This window comes from Pseudooceanicola nitratireducens, from assembly GCF_900109195.1.
GTDB lineage: Bacteria > Pseudomonadota > Alphaproteobacteria > Rhodobacterales > Rhodobacteraceae > Pseudooceanicola > Pseudooceanicola nitratireducens.
On record NZ_FNZG01000001.1, the window covers coordinates 1,032,110 to 1,053,570 of the forward strand.

General features: G+C 65.1%; 19 protein-coding genes. 15 read left to right on the top strand and 4 right to left on the bottom strand.

Annotation, left to right across the window (positions count from 1 at the left end):
- Positions 1 to 67 precede the first annotated feature (67 nt).
- The 7 genes from dnaG to ribD all read left to right on the top strand — a co-directional run bounded on the left by dnaG (position 68) and on the right by ribD (position 7,567).
- Entirely contained in the window at positions 68 to 2,014 is a 1,947-nt protein-coding gene (gene dnaG / locus BMX99_RS04810; protein ID WP_093447855.1) for a DNA primase, read from the top strand.
- 136 nt (positions 2,015 to 2,150) lie between these two features.
- Entirely contained in the window at positions 2,151 to 4,136 is a 1,986-nt protein-coding gene (rpoD, locus tag BMX99_RS04815; RefSeq protein ID WP_093447857.1) for an RNA polymerase sigma factor RpoD, read from the top strand.
- 187 nt (positions 4,137 to 4,323) lie between these two features.
- Entirely contained in the window at positions 4,324 to 4,965 is a 642-nt protein-coding gene (locus tag BMX99_RS04820) for a VPLPA-CTERM sorting domain-containing protein (RefSeq protein WP_093447859.1), read from the top strand.
- Between the two features lie 101 nt (positions 4,966 to 5,066).
- Positions 5,067 to 5,405, top strand: coding sequence for a hypothetical protein (locus BMX99_RS04825; RefSeq protein WP_093447861.1), 339 nt, complete (start codon positions 5,067 to 5,069; stop codon positions 5,403 to 5,405).
- A 72-nt stretch (positions 5,406 to 5,477) separates the two neighbouring features.
- Entirely contained in the window at positions 5,478 to 5,891 is a 414-nt protein-coding gene (locus tag BMX99_RS04830) for a secondary thiamine-phosphate synthase enzyme YjbQ (RefSeq protein ID WP_093447863.1), read from the top strand.
- 98 nt (positions 5,892 to 5,989) lie between these two features.
- Positions 5,990 to 6,457 carry a transcriptional regulator NrdR gene (gene nrdR, locus BMX99_RS04835; RefSeq protein ID WP_093447865.1) on the top strand — a complete coding sequence of 156 codons (468 nt, stop codon included), beginning with the start codon at positions 5,990 to 5,992 and terminating at the stop codon, positions 6,455 to 6,457.
- Positions 6,458 to 6,460: 3 nt separating this feature from the next.
- The gene (gene ribD / locus BMX99_RS04840; RefSeq protein ID WP_093447867.1) at positions 6,461 to 7,567 is read left to right on the top strand and encodes a bifunctional diaminohydroxyphosphoribosylaminopyrimidine deaminase/5-amino-6-(5-phosphoribosylamino)uracil reductase RibD; all 1,107 of its coding nucleotides are present in this window, start codon (positions 6,461 to 6,463) and stop codon (positions 7,565 to 7,567) included.
- A 144-nt stretch (positions 7,568 to 7,711) separates the two neighbouring features.
- Here ribD and BMX99_RS04845 read toward each other — a convergent pair whose 3' ends face one another.
- The 3 genes from BMX99_RS04845 to BMX99_RS04855 form a co-directional block, all read right to left on the bottom strand.
- The gene (locus BMX99_RS04845) at positions 7,712 to 9,844 is read right to left on the bottom strand and encodes a capsular polysaccharide biosynthesis protein (RefSeq protein ID WP_093447869.1); all 2,133 of its coding nucleotides are present in this window, start codon (positions 9,842 to 9,844) and stop codon (positions 7,712 to 7,714) included.
- Positions 9,845 to 9,847: 3 nt separating this feature from the next.
- Complete coding sequence (locus BMX99_RS04850) at positions 9,848 to 10,933, bottom strand: polysaccharide biosynthesis/export family protein (RefSeq protein ID WP_093447871.1); 1,086 nt, start codon at positions 10,931 to 10,933, stop codon at positions 9,848 to 9,850.
- A 147-nt stretch (positions 10,934 to 11,080) separates the two neighbouring features.
- A complete protein-coding gene (locus tag BMX99_RS04855; RefSeq protein WP_093447873.1) occupies positions 11,081 to 12,445 on the bottom strand; it encodes a capsule biosynthesis protein in 1,365 nt (454 codons plus the stop codon).
- A 158-nt stretch (positions 12,446 to 12,603) separates the two neighbouring features.
- On the opposite strand from BMX99_RS04855, the gene BMX99_RS04860 reads away from it, so the two are divergent.
- The 3 genes from BMX99_RS04860 to BMX99_RS04870 all read left to right on the top strand — a co-directional run bounded on the left by BMX99_RS04860 (position 12,604) and on the right by BMX99_RS04870 (position 14,893).
- Positions 12,604 to 13,197 carry a riboflavin synthase gene (locus BMX99_RS04860; RefSeq protein WP_093447875.1) on the top strand — a complete coding sequence of 198 codons (594 nt, stop codon included), beginning with the start codon at positions 12,604 to 12,606 and terminating at the stop codon, positions 13,195 to 13,197.
- A complete protein-coding gene (locus tag BMX99_RS04865; protein WP_093447878.1) occupies positions 13,197 to 13,775 on the top strand; it encodes a hypothetical protein in 579 nt (192 codons plus the stop codon). Before BMX99_RS04860 ends, BMX99_RS04865 begins: the two co-directional genes overlap by 1 nt.
- A 185-nt stretch (positions 13,776 to 13,960) precedes the next feature.
- A complete protein-coding gene (locus BMX99_RS04870) occupies positions 13,961 to 14,893 on the top strand; it encodes an MBL fold metallo-hydrolase (protein WP_244525643.1) in 933 nt (310 codons plus the stop codon).
- Positions 14,894 to 15,020: 127 nt separating this feature from the next.
- Here BMX99_RS04870 and BMX99_RS04875 read toward each other — a convergent pair whose 3' ends face one another.
- A complete protein-coding gene (locus BMX99_RS04875) occupies positions 15,021 to 16,295 on the bottom strand; it encodes a serine hydrolase domain-containing protein (RefSeq protein ID WP_093447884.1) in 1,275 nt (424 codons plus the stop codon).
- A gap of 294 nt (positions 16,296 to 16,589) precedes the next feature.
- On the opposite strand from BMX99_RS04875, the gene ribB reads away from it, so the two are divergent.
- From ribB to BMX99_RS04900, 5 genes are all read left to right on the top strand, one after another.
- The gene (gene ribB / locus BMX99_RS04880; RefSeq protein ID WP_093447887.1) at positions 16,590 to 17,732 is read left to right on the top strand and encodes a 3,4-dihydroxy-2-butanone-4-phosphate synthase; all 1,143 of its coding nucleotides are present in this window, start codon (positions 16,590 to 16,592) and stop codon (positions 17,730 to 17,732) included.
- Positions 17,733 to 18,281 carry a 6,7-dimethyl-8-ribityllumazine synthase gene (locus BMX99_RS04885; protein WP_093447890.1) on the top strand — a complete coding sequence of 183 codons (549 nt, stop codon included), beginning with the start codon at positions 17,733 to 17,735 and terminating at the stop codon, positions 18,279 to 18,281.
- 7 nt (positions 18,282 to 18,288) lie between these two features.
- Complete coding sequence (gene nusB / locus BMX99_RS04890) at positions 18,289 to 18,789, top strand: transcription antitermination factor NusB (RefSeq protein ID WP_093447893.1); 501 nt, start codon at positions 18,289 to 18,291, stop codon at positions 18,787 to 18,789.
- Between the two features lie 153 nt (positions 18,790 to 18,942).
- Entirely contained in the window at positions 18,943 to 20,196 is a 1,254-nt protein-coding gene (locus tag BMX99_RS04895; RefSeq protein WP_093447894.1) for a sigma-54-dependent transcriptional regulator, read from the top strand.
- 236 nt (positions 20,197 to 20,432) lie between these two features.
- Entirely contained in the window at positions 20,433 to 21,434 is a 1,002-nt protein-coding gene (locus tag BMX99_RS04900; protein WP_093447895.1) for a DctP family TRAP transporter solute-binding subunit, read from the top strand.
- The last annotated feature ends 27 nt before the right edge of the window (positions 21,435 to 21,461 follow it).

A 21,461-nucleotide genomic window follows, 5' to 3' on the forward strand; every position in this document is an offset into this window, starting at 1 on the left:
GCCGGCGCGGGCGCGACCCATATCAAGCGCGCTGGACACCCCCCCAACAAGCCCTGATACTTGCCCCATGAGTCTGCCTCCCGGTTTCCTCGACGAATTGCGCAATCGCGTCAGCCTGTCCACGATCGTGGGCAAGAAGGTCATGTGGGATCAGCGCAAGTCCAACCAGGCCAAGGGCGACTGGTGGGCCCCATGCCCCTTCCATCAGGAAAAATCCGCGTCTTTTCATGTGGATGACCGCAAGGGGTTCTATTACTGCTTTGGCTGTCACGCCAAGGGCGACGCCATCAGCTTTCTCAAGGACAATGAAAACATGTCCTTCATGGAGGCGGTCGAGGTCCTGGCCCAGGAGGCCGGGATGCAGATGCCGGCGCGCGACCCCCGCGCGGCCCAGAAGGCCGAAAAGCGTGCCGAACTGGCCGATGTCATGGACATGGCGGTGCGGTACTATCGCATGATGCTGAATTCGGGCGCGGCGGCGGATGCTCGCGCCTATCTCGATCGGCGGGGCATGACGCGCGACCAGATCGAAAGGTTCGAGATCGGTTTTGCGCCCGAGGGCTGGCAGGGCCTCTGGGATCATCTGATCGGCAAGAACGTCCCGCCCGAACTGATCCTGAAGGCCGGGCTGGCCAAGCCCTCGGACCGGGGGCGCAACCCCTATGACGTCTTCCGCAACCGGATCATGTTCCCCATCCGCGACGCGCGCGGCCGCTGCATCGCCTTTGGCGCGCGGGCGATGGATCCGAACGACAAGGCCAAGTACCTCAACTCGCCCGAGACTGAACTGTTCGACAAGGGCCGCAGCCTGTACAACCACGGCCCGGCGCGCGAAGCGGCGGGCAAGGGCAAGCCGCTGATCGTGGCCGAAGGCTATATGGACGTGATCGCCCTGGCCTCGAACGGGTTCGAAGGCGCGGTCGCCCCGCTTGGCACCGCCGTGACCGAACATCAGCTGGCGATGCTCTGGGCGATCAGCCCCGAACCGATCATCGCGCTGGATGGCGACACTGCCGGGATGCGCGCCGCGATGCGCACCATGCATGTGGCGCTGCCCCTGATGGAGGCGGGCAAATCGCTGCGCTTTGCCCTGCTGCCCGAAGGCAAGGACCCCGACGACCTGATCAAGGGCGACGGGGCCGAGGCGATGCAGAAGGTGATCGACGGGGCCTTCCCGCTGGTCGATCTGATGTGGCGCGAGGCGACGGAAGGCAAAAGCTTTGACAGCCCCGAACGCCGCGCCGCGCTGGACCGCGACCTGCGCAATGCCATTAAGCGGATCCCCGATCCGTCCCTGCGCCACCACTATGGCGAGGCGATCAAGGAACTGCGCTATCAGCTGTTCCGCCCGCAGCGCAGTGGTGGCGGCGGCGGCAAGGGCTGGAACCCGCGCAAGAAATTGCCGCCGACCCGGTCCACGACCAAGGCGTCTTTCCTGACCTCGGGCGGTCCCCAGGCCGAGGAACACCTGCGTGAAGCGGTGATCCTGGCCACCGTGATCGCCACCCCCGAGGCCGCCCAGGGGTTCGAAGGCCAGCTAGAGCTGATGGAGTGCATGGATCCCGACCACGCCCGCATGCGCGACGTGATCCTGCGCAGCTATCACGCGGGCAGCGACGGGGTGCGCGACGCGATTTGTGACGCCCTCGGCCCCGAGCGTCTTGATTACCTCATGGGCCAACCCCATGTGGCTATCTGCCCGACGGTCCGAAGCCCGGGCGATCTGGACCGCGCCCGCATGACCCTGGCCGAGGAACTGGCCAAGCTGAAAGCCCGCAGGGGCCTGGCCGAAGAGATCGCCGAAGCCGAGGAAGAGCTGTCCGGCGCCGCGGACGAGGCCGTCACCTACCGTCTGAGCCATGCCGCCGAGGCCGCCAATCGCGCGGTTCAGCCGGTGCACAAGGACAAGGGCGACTATGAGATCGGCCAGAACGGGGCGCGAATCAGCCGGGACGAAAAGGGCGCATTGGACGCGCTTCTGGAAACGATTCGCTTCGATAAGGGCCGGAACTGAGCGATTTGGGTAACGGATCCCTAAAGAAATAACGTTAATTGGGTGTGCGTCGGCGCGAATCACGCTATTGATTCGGTCAAGCGAATCACGCCCGACCCGTGTGCGCAGAACGCGACACGAGAGAGAGGAGCAGAGCATGGCCCCCAAGGACAACGACGACGACCAGCGCCAGGACAACGATTCCGATCAGGACGTGTCCCTTGATCTGAGCCAGACTCAGATCAAGAAGATGATCGCGGAAGCCCGGGAAAAGGGCTTCATCACCTATGATCAGCTGAACCAGGTTCTGCCCCCTGATCAGGTCTCCTCGGAGCAGATCGAAGACGTGATGTCCATGCTCTCGGAAATGGGCATCAACATCATCGAGGACGAGGAAGCCGAGGAAGAGGAACAGAAATCCACCGCCGTGGTCGAAACCTCTTCGAACCGGGAAATCACGCTTGGCTCGGGCACTCAGGAAAAGCTGGATCGCACGGACGACCCCGTCCGCATGTATCTGCGCGAAATGGGCAGCGTCGAACTGCTGTCGCGCGAAGGCGAAATCGCCATCGCCAAGCGGATCGAAGCCGGCCGCAACACGATGATCGCGGGCCTCTGCGAAAGCCCGCTGACCTTCCAGGCGATCACCATCTGGCGTGACGAACTTCTGTCCGAAGACATTCTGCTGCGCGACGTGATCGATCTGGAAACCACCTTCGGTGACCAGATGGAAGGGGACGAGGACGCGCCTGTCGTCGACACCACCGGTGCCGCCGCCCCGGCCGCGAAATCGCAAAGCGACGAACCCGAGTACGACGCCGATGGCAACCCGATCGCCAAGGACGACGACGAGGACGAGGACGAACAGGCCAACATGTCGCTGGCCGCGATGGAAACCGCGCTGAAGCCCCGTGTGCTTGAGACGCTGGACCAGATCGCCCGCGACTTTGCCGTTCTGTCCGAACTGCAGGACAGCCGTATCTCGGCCACGCTGAACGAAGACGGCAGCTTTGGTGCCGCAGACGAGGCGATGTACCAGAAGACCCGGTCCGAGATCGTCGAACTGGTGAACGGCCTGCACCTGCACAACAACCGGATCGAAGCCCTGATCGACCAGCTGTACGGCATCAACCGCCGCATCATGCAGATCGACAGCGCAATGGTGAAGCTGGCCGACCAGGCCCGCATCAACCGTCGTGAATTCATCGACGAATACCGCGGCCACGAGCTTGACCCCAACTGGGTCGAACGGATGGGCGAGAAGTCCGGCCGTGGCTGGCAGATGTTCATCGACCGCTTCTCGGACAAGGTCGAGGAACTGCGCACCGACATGGCCCAGGTCGGCCAGTACGTCGGCCTCGACATCAGCGAATTCCGCCGCATCGTCGGTCAGGTCCAGAAGGGCGAAAAAGAAGCCCGGCAGGCCAAGAAGGAAATGGTCGAGGCGAACCTGCGTCTCGTGATCTCGATCGCCAAGAAATACACGAACCGTGGTCTGCAATTCCTTGATCTTATTCAGGAAGGCAACATCGGCCTGATGAAGGCCGTCGACAAGTTCGAATACCGTCGCGGTTACAAGTTCTCGACCTACGCGACCTGGTGGATCCGCCAGGCGATCACCCGGTCCATCGCCGACCAGGCCCGCACGATCCGTATCCCGGTCCACATGATCGAGACGATCAACAAGCTGGTCCGCACCGGCCGCCAGATGCTGCACGAGATCGGCCGCGAGCCGACCCCGGAAGAACTGGCCGAAAAGCTGCAGATGCCGCTGGAAAAGGTCCGCAAGGTGATGAAGATCGCCAAGGAACCGATCTCCCTCGAAACCCCGATCGGGGACGAGGAAGACAGCCAGCTGGGCGATTTCATCGAAGACAAGAACGCGATCCTGCCGCTGGATTCCGCAATTCAGGAAAACCTGAAGGAAACCACGACCCGCGTTCTGGCATCCCTGACCCCGCGCGAGGAACGTGTGCTGCGCATGCGCTTCGGCATCGGCATGAACACCGACCACACCCTGGAAGAGGTCGGCCAGCAGTTCAGCGTGACCCGCGAACGGATCCGCCAGATCGAGGCCAAGGCGCTGCGCAAGCTCAAGCACCCGTCGCGCTCGCGCAAGCTTCGGTCTTTCCTGGACCAATAAGCGGCCAGCAGGCTGCCATATAGATAAACAGGGGCGGTCCATTGGGCCGCCCTTTTTGCACTCTCGTGCGCGAAATTTATCCAGTTTTCCTATGCGCGCGGTGCGGCGATGAAGGCACTTTCAATTCCGCAATCCATGCATTACGAAATTCGATACTGTCTATACTTTTTCAATCGAGATTAACCACATGTTCAAAAAACTGATGGCCGCTGCGGTCCTTGCTACCATCGCGACTGCTGCCTCTGCCGCCCCGACCGAGCTGTTCTTTGATGACTTCGACAGCAACAGCAACATCCCCGGCGGCAACGCAACCCCCACTGGATGGAGCGTCAGCGGTGGCACGGTCGATATTGTTGGCCCGCCGTCCTATTTTCCCACGATCTGTGCCGCCGGTGCGATCAACTGTATCGACATGGATGGCTCCTCCGGCAACGCCGGTCGTCTGACCAGCAATGCCAGCTTCAGCCTGCTGGCTGGCGTCGAGTACACGCTCAGCTTTGACTACAGCTGGAACTGGCATATGCAGGGGAACCCAAACACCATGACCTTTGGTGTCGGCGGGTTCTCGGACAGCCTGACGACGAACGGCACGCGCACGGCCTATGTCCACAAGCCCTACACGGCCCTGTCGTTTTCCTTCATCGGCAACGGCTCCTTTGGGTCGATCTTCTTCGATCATCAGGGTGGTGACAACGGCGGTATCGTGATCGACAACGTCCGTCTGGTTGGTGAACTTGGCCAGACGGCCCCGGCCGTTCCGCTGCCCGCCGGTGCGCCACTGATCCTGACGGCCCTTGCTGGCCTTGGCCTGCTGCGTCGTCGCGGCTAAGCGCGACTGAAGTAAACCAGAAAACCTTTCGCGCCCTTTTTCGGCGCGAAAGGGAACCGGTGCCTCGGGCCCTGGGTTGTCCCCCAAAGCAGGAGGGACCCATGCCGTACCGCACCCCAGTTTCATCCACGCCGAAATCGCTGGCCGCCCGATCGGGTCTGGCCTTGGCCGCCTTGGGTCTGATGGTAACCGGAGCCATGGCCAATTTGCCGCCCGATCCCGTGAACAGCCGCAGCCCAATCCTGACCCCGGTGAGTGATGAGATCGTGACGATCAAGGTCTCGGCCGATGAAATCGACGCCTGCCGCGCGACGCTGGCCGACGTGCTGGGTGCGCCACTGAAGGCCCCGATGACGCCGGACGCACATGATTTCGACAGTGTCGGGGGCGCGCTGCCCTTGCCGATGGTGCAATGCGTTGTCGAGGCCCGCGCCGACTGAGCTCCCGGCCTGGCCAACCCAGCCACGCTGACAACGCTGGACCCGGGGCAGGCGCAGCGCCATAACGGCCCTATGCAGACGACCTTCACCCTTCCGACCAGAGGCCCCGGCCTCTACGAATTCACCCGCGAGATCCGCGCCTGGACCGCGGGGCAGGGCGACGGTCTTCTGACGCTGTTCATCCGCCATACCTCGGCCAGCCTGCTGGTGATGGAGAACGCGGACCCAGAGGTCCGCACCGACATGACGGCCTTCTTCCACCGCCTTGTTCCACCGACCACCGATCCCGCCATGTCCTACCTGACCCACACCTACGAGGGGCCGGACGACATGCCCGCCCATATCAAATCCGCCCTTATGCCAGTCAGCTTGTCGATCCCGGTCGAAAAGGGCGTGCCAAGGCTGGGAACATGGCAGGGGATCTACGTGGTCGAGCATCGAAATGCCCCGCAGAACCGCCAGGTTGCCGCATATTTCGGGAACTGAATTCGCCTCTACCCAATCCCTTGCGGCTGCCCTATAGTGGCTGTGGATAAATTGGGGGAACCCCCATCAGGCGGCTGGGAATAGGGGAATTTTAGGCTATGCGTTGCCCGTTTTGCGGAAATATTGACACCCAGGTGAAGGATTCGCGGCCCGCCGAGGATCACGTTTCGATCCGCCGCCGCCGTTTCTGCCCGGCCTGTGGCGGACGGTTCACCACCTACGAACGGGTGCAGCTGCGCGACCTAGTCGTCATCAAATCCTCGGGCCGTCGCGAGGATTTCGACCGCGACAAGCTGGAACGCTCGATCCGGATTTCCATGCAGAAACGTCCCGTCGATCCGGAGCGGATCGACCAGATGATCTCGGGGATCGTGCGCCGGCTGGAAAGCATGGGCGAAACGGACATCTCCTCGAAAGTCATCGGTGAGATCGTGATGGAGGCCCTGGCCCGGATCGACACCGTGGCCTACGTGCGCTTTGCCAGCGTTTACAAGAACTTCCAGGCTGCTGACGATTTCGACAAATTCGTCAGTGAACTGCGCCCCGACACCGCACCCGACGAATAAGCCATGAGCACGGCGCAGGATCGCCGGTTTCTCGCGCTGGCCCTGTCATTGGGGCGGCGCGGGCAGGGCCGGACCTGGCCCAACCCGGCCGTGGGCTGTGTGCTGGTCAAGGACGGCCGCATCCTGGGACGCGGCTGGACCGCGCCCGGCGGCCGCCCCCATGCCGAAGTGCGCGCCCTGGCCCAGGCCGGTGATGCAGCGCGTGGTGCCACGGCCTATGTGTCGCTGGAGCCCTGCGCCCATCACGGCAAGACACCCCCCTGTGCCCAGGCGCTGATCGACGCCGGCGTGGCCCGTGTCGTGGCCCCCTTGACCGACAGCGATCCCCGCGTTTCTGGCCAGGGGTTCGAGATGCTGCGCGCCGCGGGCATCGAGGTCTCGACCGGGCTGATGCATGACGCCGCCGCCGAAGATCACGCCGGGTTCTTCCTGCGCACGGAACTGGGGCGTCCGCTGGTCACGCTGAAGCTGGCGACATCCTTTGATGGCCGGATTGCCACCGCCACCGGCGACAGCCAGTGGATCACCGGCCCCGAGGCGCGCCGGGCGGTCCACGCCATGCGCATGCGCCACGACGCGGTTATGGTGGGCGCAGGCACGGCGCGGGCGGATGATCCGTCTTTGACGGTGCGCGATCTGGGCGTTTCGCATCAGCCGGTCCGGGTGGTGGTGTCGCGGCGGCTCGACTTGGCCCTAACGGGCCAGCTCGCCCGGACTGCGGCGCAGGTTCCGGTCTGGCTGTGCCATGGGCGCGACGTAGACCCGGTTTTGCGCGAGGCCTGGGAAGGGTTGGGCGCGACCTTGCTGCCCTGCGATGTCGTGGGCGGCCAACTGGATCCGGTCTCGGTGCTTCAGGCGCTTGGGGCAGAGGGGCTGACCCGGGTCTTCTGCGAAGGCGGCGGGGCGCTGGCGGCATCGCTGCTGGCGGCGGACCTGGTGGATGAGCTTGTCGGAATGAGCGCTGGCGTGGTGATCGGGGCGGAGGGTCTGCCATCGCTTGGGGCCATGGGGCTGGCGCGCCTGGCCGAGGCCCCGCGGTTCACCCTGCGCACGGGGCGGCCCCTGGGAGGGGATGTGCTGCACCACTGGCGGCGGGCGACGTTCGGCTGAGCTTTTGGTTTAATGGCTGATGGTGCGCGTGGGAGGGATCCTGCGCGTTTTTCATTTGGCGGGTGTTGGGCGGGCGAGGGGGCGCTGGCCCGTCACACTCCCCCGGGATATTTTTGGCAAGAGGATGGAAGTGGGGGTGGTTCTTCAGCGCCAGAGCCAGGGGGTGGAGGCGAGGAGGCCCTGGGCCTTGGAGAGCAGGCGCAGGGGGCGCGGGTGGTGTCTGGCGGAGGCGCTGGAAAGGCGCGTGACGGCGGTTTCGACAGAGCAGATCTGGCGGCTGACAGGGTCGTAGTAGCGCGGGTAGTCGATCAGCGCGGCATGGGCGAGGCCGAGGAGGCTGGGCCTGGCCTGGCGGCGCAGGGGGACGCGGCCCAGGTCGGTGGTCAGGCCCCAGCCGGCGTAGAAGGGCGTGCCGGTGGTGGTGACGGGGATATTGCGCAAGAGCGCCTCGAACCCCATGAGCGAGGTCATAGTCCAGAGCGCGTCGACCTGCGTCAGCAGCGCGCCGGTGTCGGTGGTGTCGAGGATGGCATCGGCCAGGGTCGTGGCCTCGGGCAGGACACCGGGGCGCAACCCGGCGACGACATCGGGGTGCGGTTTGTAGAGGATCTGCGCATCGGGGTGGGCGTCGCGCGCGGCCTGCAGCAGGGCGCGGTTGGTGTCGATCTCGCCCGCGCCGAGGCGGATGGAGGCATCGTCTTCGACCTGGCCGGGGACGAGGATGCGCAATTGCCCGGGGGCGCGGGGCGGCAGGGTGAAAGTTTGTGGTGCGCTAGTGTCGCCTGAAGGCGCAGCAGGGGGAGTTGCGGGGCCGGGTTTGGGCGGCCCGGGCTGCGAGGGAGCCAAGGGGGGGACCCGATCAGAGGCGTCCGCAAGGTTGTATTTCGTCAGGCCAAGCGCGATGAGCTGCCGGACCAGCTGCTCGGCCCGCAGGGCTTGATCGGGGCGCAGGGTGGCGCGGGCGGTGATCAGCCGTTCCAGCCGGCTTTCGCGGCTGGGATCGTAGTAGATGCCCAGATCGTCGCAGGCCAGGGAAAGGGGCGGAACCAGCTGCGCCCCAAGCCCGCGAGACCGCAGGAAGCCATCCTCGATCCGCACGGCCGTGCTGTCCGGCGGGGCGGCGCTGGCCCAGACCATGGCGCGGCGCGGCGGTGTGGGTGGGGCTTGGGAAAAGCGCACCCCGGCCTCCTGTCCGAAGATTCGGGCGATGGCGGGGCGCTTCCACAAGCGCATGCCCGAGGCCTGCCAGCCGTGGCGGTCTTCGTGCCAGGCGCGGGCGCGGGCCTCAAACCAAGACAGCGCCTCTTCGAACGTGCAAAGGCGGTCTTCGCAGGGGTGGTACCAGGTTGGATAGAGGATCATTGCGCAGGCAAAAAGCTGTGCTTTCGACAGGTTGCGGCCCCGGCGCGCGGCGGGGAACTGGATCGGGTGGCGGTCGTCGGTCAGGCCCCATCCGGCATAAAACGGCCGGCCGAAGACCACTGGGCGATGCCCCGCAAGGATCGCATCGAACCCCATCTGAGAGGTCACGACGTAGACCGCCACCGCCCCTTCCATCAGGGTCCAGGGATCGACGGCCTGGGTCACCAGCGTGATGCGGTCCGTCACATCGGCGTCCGAGAAATAGCCGGGGCGATGGCCCGCCTGCGTCTCGGGGTGGGTCTTGATGACGATGCGGGCGGCGGGGTGATCCTCTTGCGCCCAGTAGAGCATTTCCTTGAAGCTATTGGCGTCGGCCCCGCCGTGGGTGACGCTGGCATCGCCGCGCGTCTGGTCGATCACCAGCACATAGCCGGGATCGGGGGCGGGGGCGTCGCGATCATGGGCGGCGTATTTGGTCAGCCGCGCCTCGCGCAGGCGGGCGATGACGCCGCGGGCGCGGTCCATCAACACGGTGTCGTCCAGCGGATGATGGCGCAGCAGGTGTTCCAGGTCTGAAGGTGTTTCCGCATCGAAGTAGATGCCCCGCCGGTCCAGAACCAGGCCCAGGGGCGGCTCGCCCTCGCGGCCGGGGTGGAGCGAGCGCAGGAAGGCGTCCTCGATCCGGATCAGCGGGGCACCGGTGGCCGCGGCCACGGCTTCGCCCCGCGCGGCATAGGGGGAGCGGCCCCAGACCGCCACGCCGTCCCCGTCCGTGGGTTTGCCAAGGGACAGGGGCGTGCCGGCCAGCGACAGGATCCGCCGCACCCGGGGCTGTTTCAGGAAACCTGCGTTGAAATAACGAAGCCGCCGGGGGCTGTCCCCGGCGGCATCATTTGGATCGGACCCGAAGGTCACGCGTCAGTTCCCGGTGGCGGTCGAGAGCGTGTTGACCGAGGCCAGCGTGCCGGTCAGCGCCGCGATCGCCTTGTTCCACTGCGTAAAGGGCGCTTCGGTGACGTAAAGCGTGTCGCCGTCGCGGATCGCGAAATCGCGGGCGTGGAACATGCCGTTCGGCTGCGTCAGGTCCAGCACATAGACCATGCGCTGCGCACCGATCAGGTCGTCGCGGGCCAGCACCTGGTTGGCGATCTCGGCCGGTTCATTGCGCAGCACGAAGACGCCCGTGGGATCGGCCGCACCGGCCAGAAGGCCGCCGACCTGGGCAATCGCCTCAAGCCCCGAAAGCGTCTGGCTTTCGAAAGGCACCAGCGACTGCGCGCCGGTTGCCCCAAGGGCGGTGAACTTGCGGGTGTCGGCCTCGACCAGGACCTTGTCATTGGCGCGCAGGGCGATGTCCAGCTCGGGGTTCTTGTAGAGATCCTCGAACCAGATGGTGCCCTTCTGATTGCCACGGATCACGGTGATGCGGGCGATCTCGGGCGGGATGGTGACACCGCCGGCGCGGGCGATCATCGCCGCCAGCGTGCGCGTGGGCCGTTCGATGGCAAAGACACCCTGACCGCCGATCGCACCGACCAGCGAGACGGTGGACCCGTCACCGGCCAGGCGGCGCACCTGCACCTGCGGATCCGGCGTCTGGTCTTCCAGCTTGGTGGTGATGATGCGGCGCACGGCCTCGGGCGTATTGCCGGCGGCGCGGATGCGGCCAGCGTAGGGCACGAAGATAAAGCCCGCGCCATCCACCTGGACCTCTTCCAGCAGGGTGGCGTTCGCCCCTTCGGACGCCAGCAGCCCATCATCGACGTTTTCCCAGATCGTCAGGCCAAGCGTGTCGCCCGGGCGGATCGTGTCCGACCCCAGGGTCGCGGCATGGATGAAGGCCTGGGAAAAGCCCAGGGCAGGGGCCACCGCGGTGGCGCGGGTCACCCGGTCGTTGACCGAAACGACAAAGGCATCGCCTTCGCGCTGCACCGATCCGGCAAAGATCTCGCGCTTGTTCGGGCCGGTCCGGGGCAAGACGTCACAGGCCGCCAGGGATGCCATGGCTGCCACGATCACAACGGGCCGCGCCCATCTGGAAATGGGGGAATTCACTGCTCGGTCTCCTCGACCTATCTCTGCCTGGTTCTTATTTTTGGAATAAACTAGCGGAATCCGGGTCATAACGCTAGCCCCGTGAACAGGGTGCCCCTAATGCACCACCCGCAACTGTTGCCGTGGGGTCGCGGTGCCGGATTTCAGCGCCTCATAGGGGTCCTCGTCCGACAGCATCATGTCGACCACCGTGCGCAGCAATTGCCGTCGTGCGCGCGAGGAATAGAACCCCCCCGCGACCTGAGAGGTCTCCAGCAGGAAGCGCCGGTAATCGCGATAGGCCTTGCGGTCGGGCCGCGCGGGCTGGGCAAAGAAATCCGTCAGCGGCTGGGTCGAGACGAATTCGGGCTTGGCATAGACCGCGCTGCCGAAGGTCTTCAGCGGGATGCCCCGGAACAGCACCTGCTGCGCGGCGGTCGAATTCACGGTCACGGCGGTGCGCGCATCGGCCAGAAGCTGGGCCAGCTTGCCGCCGCGCACGAAATGCACCCGGTTCTGCACGCCGGCCTCTTTTGCCAGGCGGCGGATGTCGTGGCGCACGGGCACACGGCCGTCCTCAAGCGGATGGGCCTTGAAGACCAGGTGATGGTGACGCGGCGCGCCTTCGGCAAAGCCGCGAATCACCACCGTCAGGAAATCCGACACGGTGTCAAAGGGGCTATGTGCCTGGAACGACGCGTCATGTTCCAGCTGGAGAAGCGCAAGGTGATAGGGAAAACCGCCGCGCCGGATCCGCCAGGACGCCAGCCAGCGTTCGAACCCATGGGCGGGCATCAGCAGAAGGCGGCGCAGGTACAGCTGGAATTCCTTCGACACGCTCAGCGCGCGGTGCGGGCGGAAGTTGCGATAGCGGCTGTTCCGGAACATCACGAACCAATGGTAGAGCGCGCCATAGAACACATGATGCCGCGTGTCGCCCCATTTCGCGGGCGGCAGGGCGGTGTCGAGGTCGGATTGTTCCAGCATCCGGCGCATCTCGGGCACGGTCATCCGCATCAGGCGGGAATTGCCGTTTGATCCGTCACGTTCATAGGTCACCCAGTAGGGGCGGATGTAGCCTTCTTCGAAGACATGCACGGCCAGACCCATCTTGCGAGCGCGGGCGACGGCCTCGGCATGGATGGCGCGGACGTCCCCGTAAAGCACGATGTCCGTGACGCCCTTGTCGCGGACCAGCGCGGTGAAGGTGTCACCCCAGGCCTCGGGCGTGCCGCGATAGGGGATATAGCTGTCTCGATGGAACCAGAAGGCGCGGTCGCCGGCGTTGAAGCCAACCCGCCACACGGTCGATCCGGCCAGGCGCAACATCTTGGCAAGGCGGTGAAAGAACGGCCCATGCGGCCCCTGAAGGAACAGAAAGACCCGGGCGTCGGCCGGGCTCCGGGTGCCGGTCTTGCCTCCGGTCGTATCCCCGTCCTTGACCTGATCCCTGGTCTGGTTCTCCGCGCGTGGCGCTGGCATGGGTTTTGCCCCTTGGTGACTGCTCGGACCGGTTCCGGCCCTCTCGAGTGGAACGCTACCCATCTAAACGGCCAAAAATATGGCGTGGTCAAGGAATAGCATCGGGGATTGCATGGGCGCGGCGGCGGGGGTAGCCAAGTGCGCAAGGAGATCTTCACATGTTCACAGGCATCATTACCGACGTCGGCCAGGTCCGGCATGTTGAGAAACGCGGCGATCTGCGCGCCCGCATCGGCACGTCCTACGACACCGCCGGCATTGACCTTGGGGCGTCCATCGCCTGCGACGGCGTCTGCCTGACGGTGATCGAAACCGGCCCCGACTGGTTCGACGTGGAAATCAGCGCCGAGACGGTGTCGAAGACCAATATCTCGCACAACACCTGGGACGAGGGCCGCCGCCTGAACCTGGAACGCGCCCTGAAGGTCGGGGACGAGCTGGGCGGGCACATCGTTTCCGGTCACGTCGATGGCGTGGCCGAGCTGATCGCGCTGGAAGACGAAGGCGACAGCACCCGCGCCACCTTCCGCGCACCCGGGGAACTGGCGAAATTTATAGCACCCAAGGGGTCCGTCACGCTGAATGGGACCTCTTTGACAGTGAATGATGTTGACGGCGCGACCTTCGGCATCAACATGATTCCGCATACGAAATCGGTCACCACCTGGGGCGATGCCCGCGTCGGCGACCGGATCAACCTGGAAATTGATACGCTGGCCCGCTACGTCGCGCGCCTGCAGGAGTGGCAGTGATGACCCAACACCCGCAAGGAACCCCGCATGGGATCGGCCATAACAACGGTCCGGCCATGGATGCGGGGCGCTCCTGGCGGGTGCACGCCTGGCGACGCGCCAAGGCAAACATGAGCCGGGCACAGCTGTCGCCCGCCACCGCCCGTCGCCACGTCGCCCGGGCCAAGGAACTGGGGCTGAGCTATCGCGACTATGCGGCGATCCAGGCCTCTTCGGGGCGCGATGTCTGCGGGTTCCTGTTTTCCTCGAACGCGCTGGACCTGGCCTATGGCCGCCACCGCGTGTCCCAGCCCACGGCTGAAACGCTTACGGCGATCCGGGATGCCGCCCGCATCGCGCTGGTCCATGCGCCGCTGACGCCCGCCCAGGTGGCCGAGGCGAACGAGATGCTGGACCGGGTGCACCGTGCGCCGCAGTTCCTGACGACCTTTCCCAAGATGCGCGAAGCCCTGGCCGAGGCGCAGGGCAGGCTGCCCGCCAATGGGCTGGTCGTCGTCGGCACGGGGCTGGAGCGTGAGTGGCTGGCCGCCGGACGCTTCGGGGCCTTCCTGGACGCCAAGCTTTACTTCGGGACCTGACGCGCCCGCGCAAGGGCATCAGATGAACACATTCGCGAATGTTGTTGCGTTGCGGTGTCACCGCTCCTAGGCTGCGAACCGAGGAGGAGACACCCATGTCCGCACATCCCACGCCCCCCCGCCGTGCCTCTGGCCGCCTTTCCACCGGCAGATCCGGCGCGGGTCCGTCCCGCCGTGATCTTCTGATGCTCGCCGCCGCGGCGCCGGCACTTGCGCTGCCCGCCGGACCGGCGCGCGCCAGCCTTGGGGCCCCGGCTGCGGGCAACCCGGCGCATTTTTCGTTCACGGTCGGGGATGTCACGGCGACGATCGTCTCGGACGGCTATTTCGAAATCCCGGCATCCGGCCTGGGCGTCAATGCCGACCCGAAGGAGGTCCAGGCCTTCCTGGCGGCGCATTATCTGTCGGTGGATCAGACCTACAGCCACACCAATCACCTGCTGATCGAAAAGGGAGCGGATCGGATCCTGGTCGACGTCGGGTCGGGCCATCGGTTCTTTGACACCGCCGGGCGGCTGGTTGCGAACCTTTCCGCACTGGGCCTGTCGCCCGAGGACATCACCCATGTGGTCATCACCCACGCCCACCCCGATCACATCTGGGGTATCCGCGATGAATTCGACGAACCGCTGTTCCCCGAGGCGCAGTATTTCATGGGCGAGGTCGAACACGGCTATTGGCTGAGCGACGGTCTGGTCGACCGGGTCGCGCCCGCCGAACAGCAGTTCGTGGTCGGGGCGATCAACGCCATCCAGGCCGAGGGCGTGGACTGGACCCTTCTGAACGACGGGGACGAAGTCGTGCCCGGCGTCTCGGTCATCGCCACGCCGGGGCATACGCCCGGTCACCTGTCGGTGCGGCTAAGCGACGGTGACGACAGCCTGATCGCTTTGGGCGACAGCATGACCCACGGCTGGATCAGCTTTGCCCGGCCGGACTGGTACCATTCGGTCGACGTGGACGGGCCGCAGGCGGCGGCATCACGGCGCAGGCTTCTGGACATGGCCGCCAGCGATGGCATCGCGGTTCTGGGCTATCATTTTCCCTTCCCGGGCGTCGGCCATGTCATGGCCGAGGGGGACGCCTATCGGTTCGTCCCGGCGCTTTGGAAATTCTGACCGCGCGGCTCATCACGCCCTGACGTGCGTGCCTCGCGGGGCGAGGCCGGCATGCAAAGGCCGGAGGAGCAGTCCCCCCCGGCGCGATCCGGGGCCATTGCGCGGCCCCGGACAGGTGACACAGCGATCAGTCAACCTTGCTGTCGATGATCGTGGGATAGATCAGGTTCTTGAAGGTCAGCCGCACCGGCGTGCGGTTGGTCGGAGACTGGATCATCAGAAGGGCGATGAAATCCTCCTGCGGGTCGGCGACGTAATAGGTCCCCGCGGCACCGCCCCAGTAGTATTCCCCGGCGCTGCCGAAGGACGGCGCATTGCCGGTCTCCAGCCGCACGCCATAGCCCAGGCCAAAGCCATAGCCCGGCCCCGGCAGGTAGTATTTGCCCGGCGCGATCCCCTCGAGGTGGTTCGAGGTCATCAGCTGCACGGTCTTGGGCGACAGGATGCGGGTGCCGTTCAGCTCGCCTCCGTTCATCATCGCCTGCGCGAACAGCGCATAGTCATGCACGGTCGACACCAGGCCACCGCCACCGGATTGCGACGGCGCGCGGCTGCGCGGATCGAACATGCCGAAGGGACCAATCTTGGCGTGGTCGGGATAGGCTTCGGCGATGCGGCCGTGATCGGCGCTGTCATCGACGTAGAAATCCGTGTCCTCCATGCCAAGCGGGTCGAAGATTCGCGCCTTCAGCACCTCGCCCAGGGGCTGGCCGGTCACGGCCTCAATCACCCCGCCAAGGACGTCCGTGGACCGCGAATATTCCCATTTCGTGCCCGGCTCATGCTCCAGCGGCAGGCTGGCCAGAAGCTTTGCCTGCTCCAGGCCCGAAAGTTCCGAATTGGCAACGCCGGCTTCGTTATAGGCCTCGCGCGCGGGGCCAGAACCGAAGAAACCGTAGGTCAGCCCGGACGTATGGCGCAGCAGGTCCTGCACCGTCATCGTGCGGGTCGCCGGCACCGTTACCGCCTTGCCTTCGGCGTCCGTTTCGCCTGTGGCCACGGTCATCTTGGCGAATTCGGGAATATAGGTCGCCACGGGCGCGTTCAGCACCAGCCTGCCCTCTTCGACCAGCTGCATGGCCGCGGCCGAGACGATCGGTTTGGTCATGGAATAGATGCGGAAAATCGCGTCCTCGGTCATCTCGGGCCCGTCCGGGGTCAGCGTACCCATGGACGACAGATGGGCGATCTGGCCGTCCCGGATCAGCATGATCACCGCGCCTGGCATCATGCCCTTGTCGACCAGCGCCTGGAACGTGCCGTCCAGGCGGGCCAGCCGCGCGGGGTCCAGGCCAAGCGCCTCGGCCTCTCCTCGGGGCAGCTGATCGGCCAGGGCAGGCAGCGCCAGGCCGGTTGCAACAGCACAAATTCCGGCCAGAAGGCCGGTTTTCAACGTATTCATGGTATCCTCCCTTTGCTGGCCCATACGGGTCAGTACGGCCACCCTAGACGCGGAATTAAATTTCGCGCAATAAAATTACCGCATGCCCCGGTTTGCGGCGGATCCCGGGCGGCGATGCGGGGGCAGGGCGCACGGCACCCGGCCCGGGCCTTGCAGCACAGGGGCCATTGCCGCGCCCGGACGGAAACGGCACCGCACATGACCCCTGCGCAGATGCAGCCCCGGGGACGCAGCGACGGACTGGTCTTTCCCCGCAACAGCGCGTATCTGGCATCTGGGATAAGGAGAGCACCGATGGACAGCACCACCTACGAACAACCCGGCCCGGTCGAAGAAAGCTGGTCGGACGCCATCAGCAGCATCGAAGAGATCATCGAGGACGCGCGCAACGGCCGGATGTTCATCCTTGTCGATCACGAGGATCGCGAGAATGAAGGCGACCTGGTGATCCCGGCGCAGATGGCCACGCCCGAAGCGATCAACTTCATGGCGACCCATGGCCGCGGGCTGATCTGCCTGTCGATGACCGGGGACCGCGTGGACCAGCTGGGCCTGCCGCTGATGTCCTCGACCAACTCGTCGCGGCATGAAACCAACTTCACCGTGTCGATCGAAGCCCGCGAAGGCGTCTCGACCGGGATTTCCGCCCATGACCGCGCCCGCACCGTGGCCGTGGCCATCGACGCGGGCAAGGGCCCGGCCGATATCGCAACCCCCGGCCATGTCTTCCCGCTGCGCGCCCGCGAAGGCGGCGTTCTGGTCCGCGCCGGCCATACCGAGGCCGCGGTCGATGTCTCGCGCCTGGCCGGGCTGAACCCCTCGGGCGTGATCTGCGAGATCATGAACGAAGACGGCTCCATGTCGCGCCTGCCGGAACTGATCGCCTTTGCGCAGAAACACAACCTGAAGATCGGCACGATCTCGGACCTGATTTCCTATCGCCGCCGCCACGACAACCTGGTGCGCGTCCGGCAGGAAGAAACCGTCACCACCGAATTCGGCGGCGACTGGACCATGCGCATTTACACGGATGAAACCCAGGGTGCGGAACATATCGTCCTGATCAAGGGCGAGGTCGAAGGCGATGATCCGGTGCTGGTGCGGATGCATGCGATGGATCCGATGAAGGACGTGGTCGGCATCCGTGGCGAAGCCCGCGCCGATCTGTTCCGCGATGCCATGCGCGTCGTGGCCGAGGAAGGCCGCGGCGTCGTCGTGCTGCTGCGCGACCTGACCATGAAGATCGCGGCCGAGAACGAGGTGTCCCCCCAGACCCTGCGCCAGTACGGCCTGGGCGCGCAGATCCTGTCTTCGCTCGGGATCCACAAGATCGAGCTTCTGACAAACTCGCCCCGCCCCAATGTCGTGGGCCTGGATGCCTATGGTCTTGAAATCACGGGCACCCGCGCGATCAACCACGAAGGGGAGGGCGCGTAAATGGCGGCCAATGAACAGCACTACGTGATGGAACGCGGTCAGGTCGACCGCCCGACCAAGGTCCTGATCGTGGTCGCGCCCTATTACCGCGACATCGCCGACGACATGATCGCCGGTGCCAAGGCCGAGATCGAGGCCTGGGGCGCCACCCATGACCTGATCGAGGTGCCCGGCGCGCTCGAGGTGCCGACCGCCATCGCCATGGCCGGCCGCATGTCGAACTACGACGCCTTCGTCGCCCTTGGCTGCGTCATCCGGGGCGAAACCACCCATTACGACACCGTCTGCAACGATTCGTCCCGTGGCATCACCCTGCTGGGCCTTCAGGGCCTGTGCATCGGCAACGGCATCCTGACGGTCGAGAACCGCCCGCAGGCCGAAGCCCGGGCCAACCCGAAAGATCAGAACAAGGGCGGCGGCGCGGCGGCTGCGGCCTTGCATCTGGTGGCGCTTTCGCGCAAATGGGGCGCTTCGAAAGGCAATGTCGGTTTCAAACCGGTTGCCGAGGAATACAAACTCGCCGGGGATCCCGACACCCCAACCGCCTGAGGCACAGATGACCGACGACCTGCCCATCCCAGAAGCGCCCAAGCCCCTTTCGGGCAACCAGAAGCGCCAGATGAAATCCGCCTCGCGGCTTTATGCCGTGCAGGCGCTGTTCCAGATGGAGCATTCGTCCCAGACGATCGAGAAGGTCGCGGCCGAATTCGAAGATCACCGCTTTGGCGCGGTCTACGAAGGCGACGAGATGGCAGAGGGCGACATCGACCTCTTCCGCAACACCCTGCGCGATGCGGTGAGCTATCAGGCGAAGATCGACCAGATGACCGACCGGGCGCTGGTGGCCAAATGGCCGATCGCGCGGATCGACCCGACGCTGCGGGCGCTGTTCCGTGCCGCCGGGGCCGAGCTGGTGCAATCGGACACGCCGCCCAAGGTGGTCATCAAGGAATACGTTGACGTAGCCGCGGCCTTTTTCCCCGAGGGGAAAGAGGCGCGCTTCGTCAACGCCGTGCTGGACCACATGGCACGCGAGGCCCGTCCCGAGGCCTTCTGAGGCCCCAGGGTTCTGCCCCGCGCCACCCTGGGCCACCCTGGGCCGGGCGTGATCCGGTCCTGAACCGCGATGGCCCCCAAAAGATCCGCCAAAGTTCCCGCCCCGGCGACATCTGGGGCTGGACCATCGCGCGCCCCTGCGCATCATGGTGACATGACCGAAGCACCCGCCCGCAAAGTCCTGCTTGTCGATGACGACGCCGCCGTGCGCGAGGCGCTGGCCCAGACGCTTGATCTGGCCGATCTAGAGCCGCTGACCGTCGGATCTTTCATCGAGGCCAAGGACCACATCGGCCCGGATTTTCCCGGCGTCGTCCTGTCCGACATCCGCATGCCCGGCCGCGACGGATTCTTCCTGCTGGACCATGCCCACAAGGTTGACCCCGACCTGCCGGTGATCCTTCTGACCGGCGAAGGGGATATTCCCATGGCGGTGCGGGCGATGGATCGCGGGGCCTTTGGATTTCTGGAAAAACCCTGCGCGTCCAAGGACATGCTGGCCGTTCTTGAACGCGCCCTGCACACCCGTCAGCTGATCCTGGAAAACCGCCGCCTGAAGGCGCAGCTTGAGGCCGGCGACCCAGCCGCCCGCCTGATCTTTGGCACATCCGCCGCCAGCCACGCCCTGCGCGACCGGGTGCGGCAGGTCGCCCGCACCAATGCCGAGGTGCTGATCACCGGATCGCCCGGGGCGGGGATTTCCAAGGTGGCCGAGGTGGTGCATCTGACCTCGGCGCAGTCGCGGCTGTCCTTTGTTAAACGCTCGGCCGCCGGGCTGACGCCCGAGGCGCTGGCCGACGCGGTGCAAGAGGCCCAGGGCGGGTCGCTGTTCATCGACGAAATCGGATCTCTGCCGCGCGAAACCCAGTTCGCCCTGGCCGAGGTGGTCGAGACCAAGACCGACCTGCGCGTCATCGTGGGCAGCACCCAGAACCTTGAAAAGGCGGTGGAATCCGGGGCCTTCAACGGCGATCTCTTCTACCGGCTGGACGTGATGCGCATTCACAGCCCCTCCTTGGCCGAACGGCCCGAGGATATCCCGGTGATGTTCCGCAAATACGTCGCCCAGGCCTCTGAACAGGCCGGGCTGACCGCGCCCGAAATCACCTCGGAAGTCATTGCGGATCTCATGTCGCGCGATTGGCCCGGCAATGCGCGGGCCCTGATGTCCGAAGCCATGCGTTTCGTGCTGGGGGTCGAGGGCGCGAAGGACCAGCCCGACCAGGACGGAGACCTGGGCCTGGCCGAGCAGATGGCGCGGGTCGAACGGTCGCTTCTGGCCACGGCGCTGCGGCGCCACGATGGTCAGGCCAGCGCCGCCGCCCGGTCGCTGAAGCTGCCGCGCAAGACCTTCTATGACAAGCTGACCCGCTACGGGCTGAAGCCGGAAGATTTCCGCCACGGCTGATTTGTGCGGTTTTTCGCACAAACCCGTTAAGCCCCTGTGCGGCTTTTCGCACAATGCTGCCATGCAGCAATCGCGGATCGGCAATGCGTGTAGCGCAAGGCTATGAAAAATATCCGAAAATTCGCTTCAATGGGTCGGGCCTTCACGACCGCTTGAGCCGATCCCCGCCGAAGCGCATTCCTGTCGGCAGAGGCAAGACCTCACGATTCGAATTCCAATCCGGGAGGAGACCCGACATGAAATTCCTGACCACTGCCGCAACGGCTCTGGCGCTGTCCGTGACCGCAAACGCCGCGATGGCCAACTGCGACGCCGGCGAAATCGTCATCAAGTTCGCCCACGTGACCAACACCGACAAGCACCCCAAGGGGATCGCCGCGTCGCTGCTGGAAACCCGCGTCAACGAAGAGATGAACGGCAAGGCCTGCATGGAGGTCTACCCGAACTCCACCCTCTACAACGATGACCAGGTTCTGGAAGCGATGCTGCAGGGCGACGTTCAGCTGGCCGCGCCGTCGCTGTCCAAGTTCGAGACCTTCACCAAGAAATACCGCATCTTCGACCTGCCGTTCATGTTCAAGGACATCAACGCCGTCGACGCCTTCCAGAACTCTGACACCGGTCAGGCGATGCTGGACAGCATGCAGAAGCGCGGCCTGCAGGGGCTGGCCTTCTGGCACAACGGCATGAAGCAGATGTCGGCAAACAAGCCGCTGAACCTGCCGACCGACGCCAACGGCCTGAAATTCCGCGTGCAGCCTTCCGAAGTGCTGGTTGCCCAGATGGAAGCCATCGGTGGTTCGCCGCAGAAAATGGCCTTCTCGGAAGTTTACGGTGCGCTGCAGCAGGGCGTCGTGGACGGCCAGGAAAACACCTGGTCCAACATCTACGGCCAGAAGTTCTTTGAAGTTCAGGACGGCATCACCGAAACCAACCACGGCATCATCGACTACCTGGTCGTGACCTCGGTTGACTGGCTGGACAGCCTGGACGCCGACGTGCGCGACCAGTTCACCACCATCCTGAGCGAAGTGTCCGCAACTCGGAACGCCGAATCCACCAAGGTCAACGCCGAAGCCAAGCAGGCCGTGATCGACGCCGGCGGTGTCGTGCGCGAACTGACGCCCGAGCAGCGCGCTGCATGGGTCGACGTGATGAAGCCCGTCTGGGACAAGTTCGTCGGTGACGTGGGCCAGGAAAACATCGACGCCGCGCAGGCGATCAACAACCAGATGTAATCGCGCCCGACGCGTGAACCATTGGTA

What these genes read in the sequence shown, in the direction of transcription:
- dnaG (WP_093447855.1), top strand. Translation starts at nt 68, where the DNA reads ATGAGTCTGCCTCCCGGTTTCCTCGACGAATTGCGCAATCGCGTCAGC.
- BMX99_RS04855 (WP_093447873.1), bottom strand. Translation starts at nt 12,445, where the DNA reads ATGCCAGCGCCACGCGCGGAGAACCAGACCAGGGATCAGGTCAAGGAC.
- BMX99_RS04865 (WP_093447878.1), top strand. Translation starts at nt 13,197, where the DNA reads ATGACCCAACACCCGCAAGGAACCCCGCATGGGATCGGCCATAACAAC.
- nusB (WP_093447893.1), top strand. Translation starts at nt 18,289, where the DNA reads ATGACCGACGACCTGCCCATCCCAGAAGCGCCCAAGCCCCTTTCGGGC.
- BMX99_RS04895 (WP_093447894.1), top strand. Translation starts at nt 18,943, where the DNA reads ATGACCGAAGCACCCGCCCGCAAAGTCCTGCTTGTCGATGACGACGCC.
- BMX99_RS04870 (WP_244525643.1), top strand. Translation starts at nt 13,961, where the DNA reads ATGCTCGCCGCCGCGGCGCCGGCACTTGCGCTGCCCGCCGGACCGGCG.
- nrdR (WP_093447865.1), top strand. Translation starts at nt 5,990, where the DNA reads ATGCGTTGCCCGTTTTGCGGAAATATTGACACCCAGGTGAAGGATTCG.
- rpoD (WP_093447857.1), top strand. Translation starts at nt 2,151, where the DNA reads ATGGCCCCCAAGGACAACGACGACGACCAGCGCCAGGACAACGATTCC.
- ribB (WP_093447887.1), top strand. Translation starts at nt 16,590, where the DNA reads ATGGACAGCACCACCTACGAACAACCCGGCCCGGTCGAAGAAAGCTGG.
- BMX99_RS04875 (WP_093447884.1), bottom strand. Translation starts at nt 16,295, where the DNA reads ATGAATACGTTGAAAACCGGCCTTCTGGCCGGAATTTGTGCTGTTGCA.
- ribD (WP_093447867.1), top strand. Translation starts at nt 6,461, where the DNA reads ATGAGCACGGCGCAGGATCGCCGGTTTCTCGCGCTGGCCCTGTCATTG.
- BMX99_RS04850 (WP_093447871.1), bottom strand. Translation starts at nt 10,933, where the DNA reads ATGGCATCCCTGGCGGCCTGTGACGTCTTGCCCCGGACCGGCCCGAAC.
- BMX99_RS04885 (WP_093447890.1), top strand. Translation starts at nt 17,733, where the DNA reads ATGGCGGCCAATGAACAGCACTACGTGATGGAACGCGGTCAGGTCGAC.
- BMX99_RS04820 (WP_093447859.1), top strand. Translation starts at nt 4,324, where the DNA reads ATGTTCAAAAAACTGATGGCCGCTGCGGTCCTTGCTACCATCGCGACT.
- BMX99_RS04830 (WP_093447863.1), top strand. Translation starts at nt 5,478, where the DNA reads ATGCAGACGACCTTCACCCTTCCGACCAGAGGCCCCGGCCTCTACGAA.
- BMX99_RS04825 (WP_093447861.1), top strand. Translation starts at nt 5,067, where the DNA reads ATGCCGTACCGCACCCCAGTTTCATCCACGCCGAAATCGCTGGCCGCC.
- BMX99_RS04900 (WP_093447895.1), top strand. Translation starts at nt 20,433, where the DNA reads ATGAAATTCCTGACCACTGCCGCAACGGCTCTGGCGCTGTCCGTGACC.
- BMX99_RS04860 (WP_093447875.1), top strand. Translation starts at nt 12,604, where the DNA reads ATGTTCACAGGCATCATTACCGACGTCGGCCAGGTCCGGCATGTTGAG.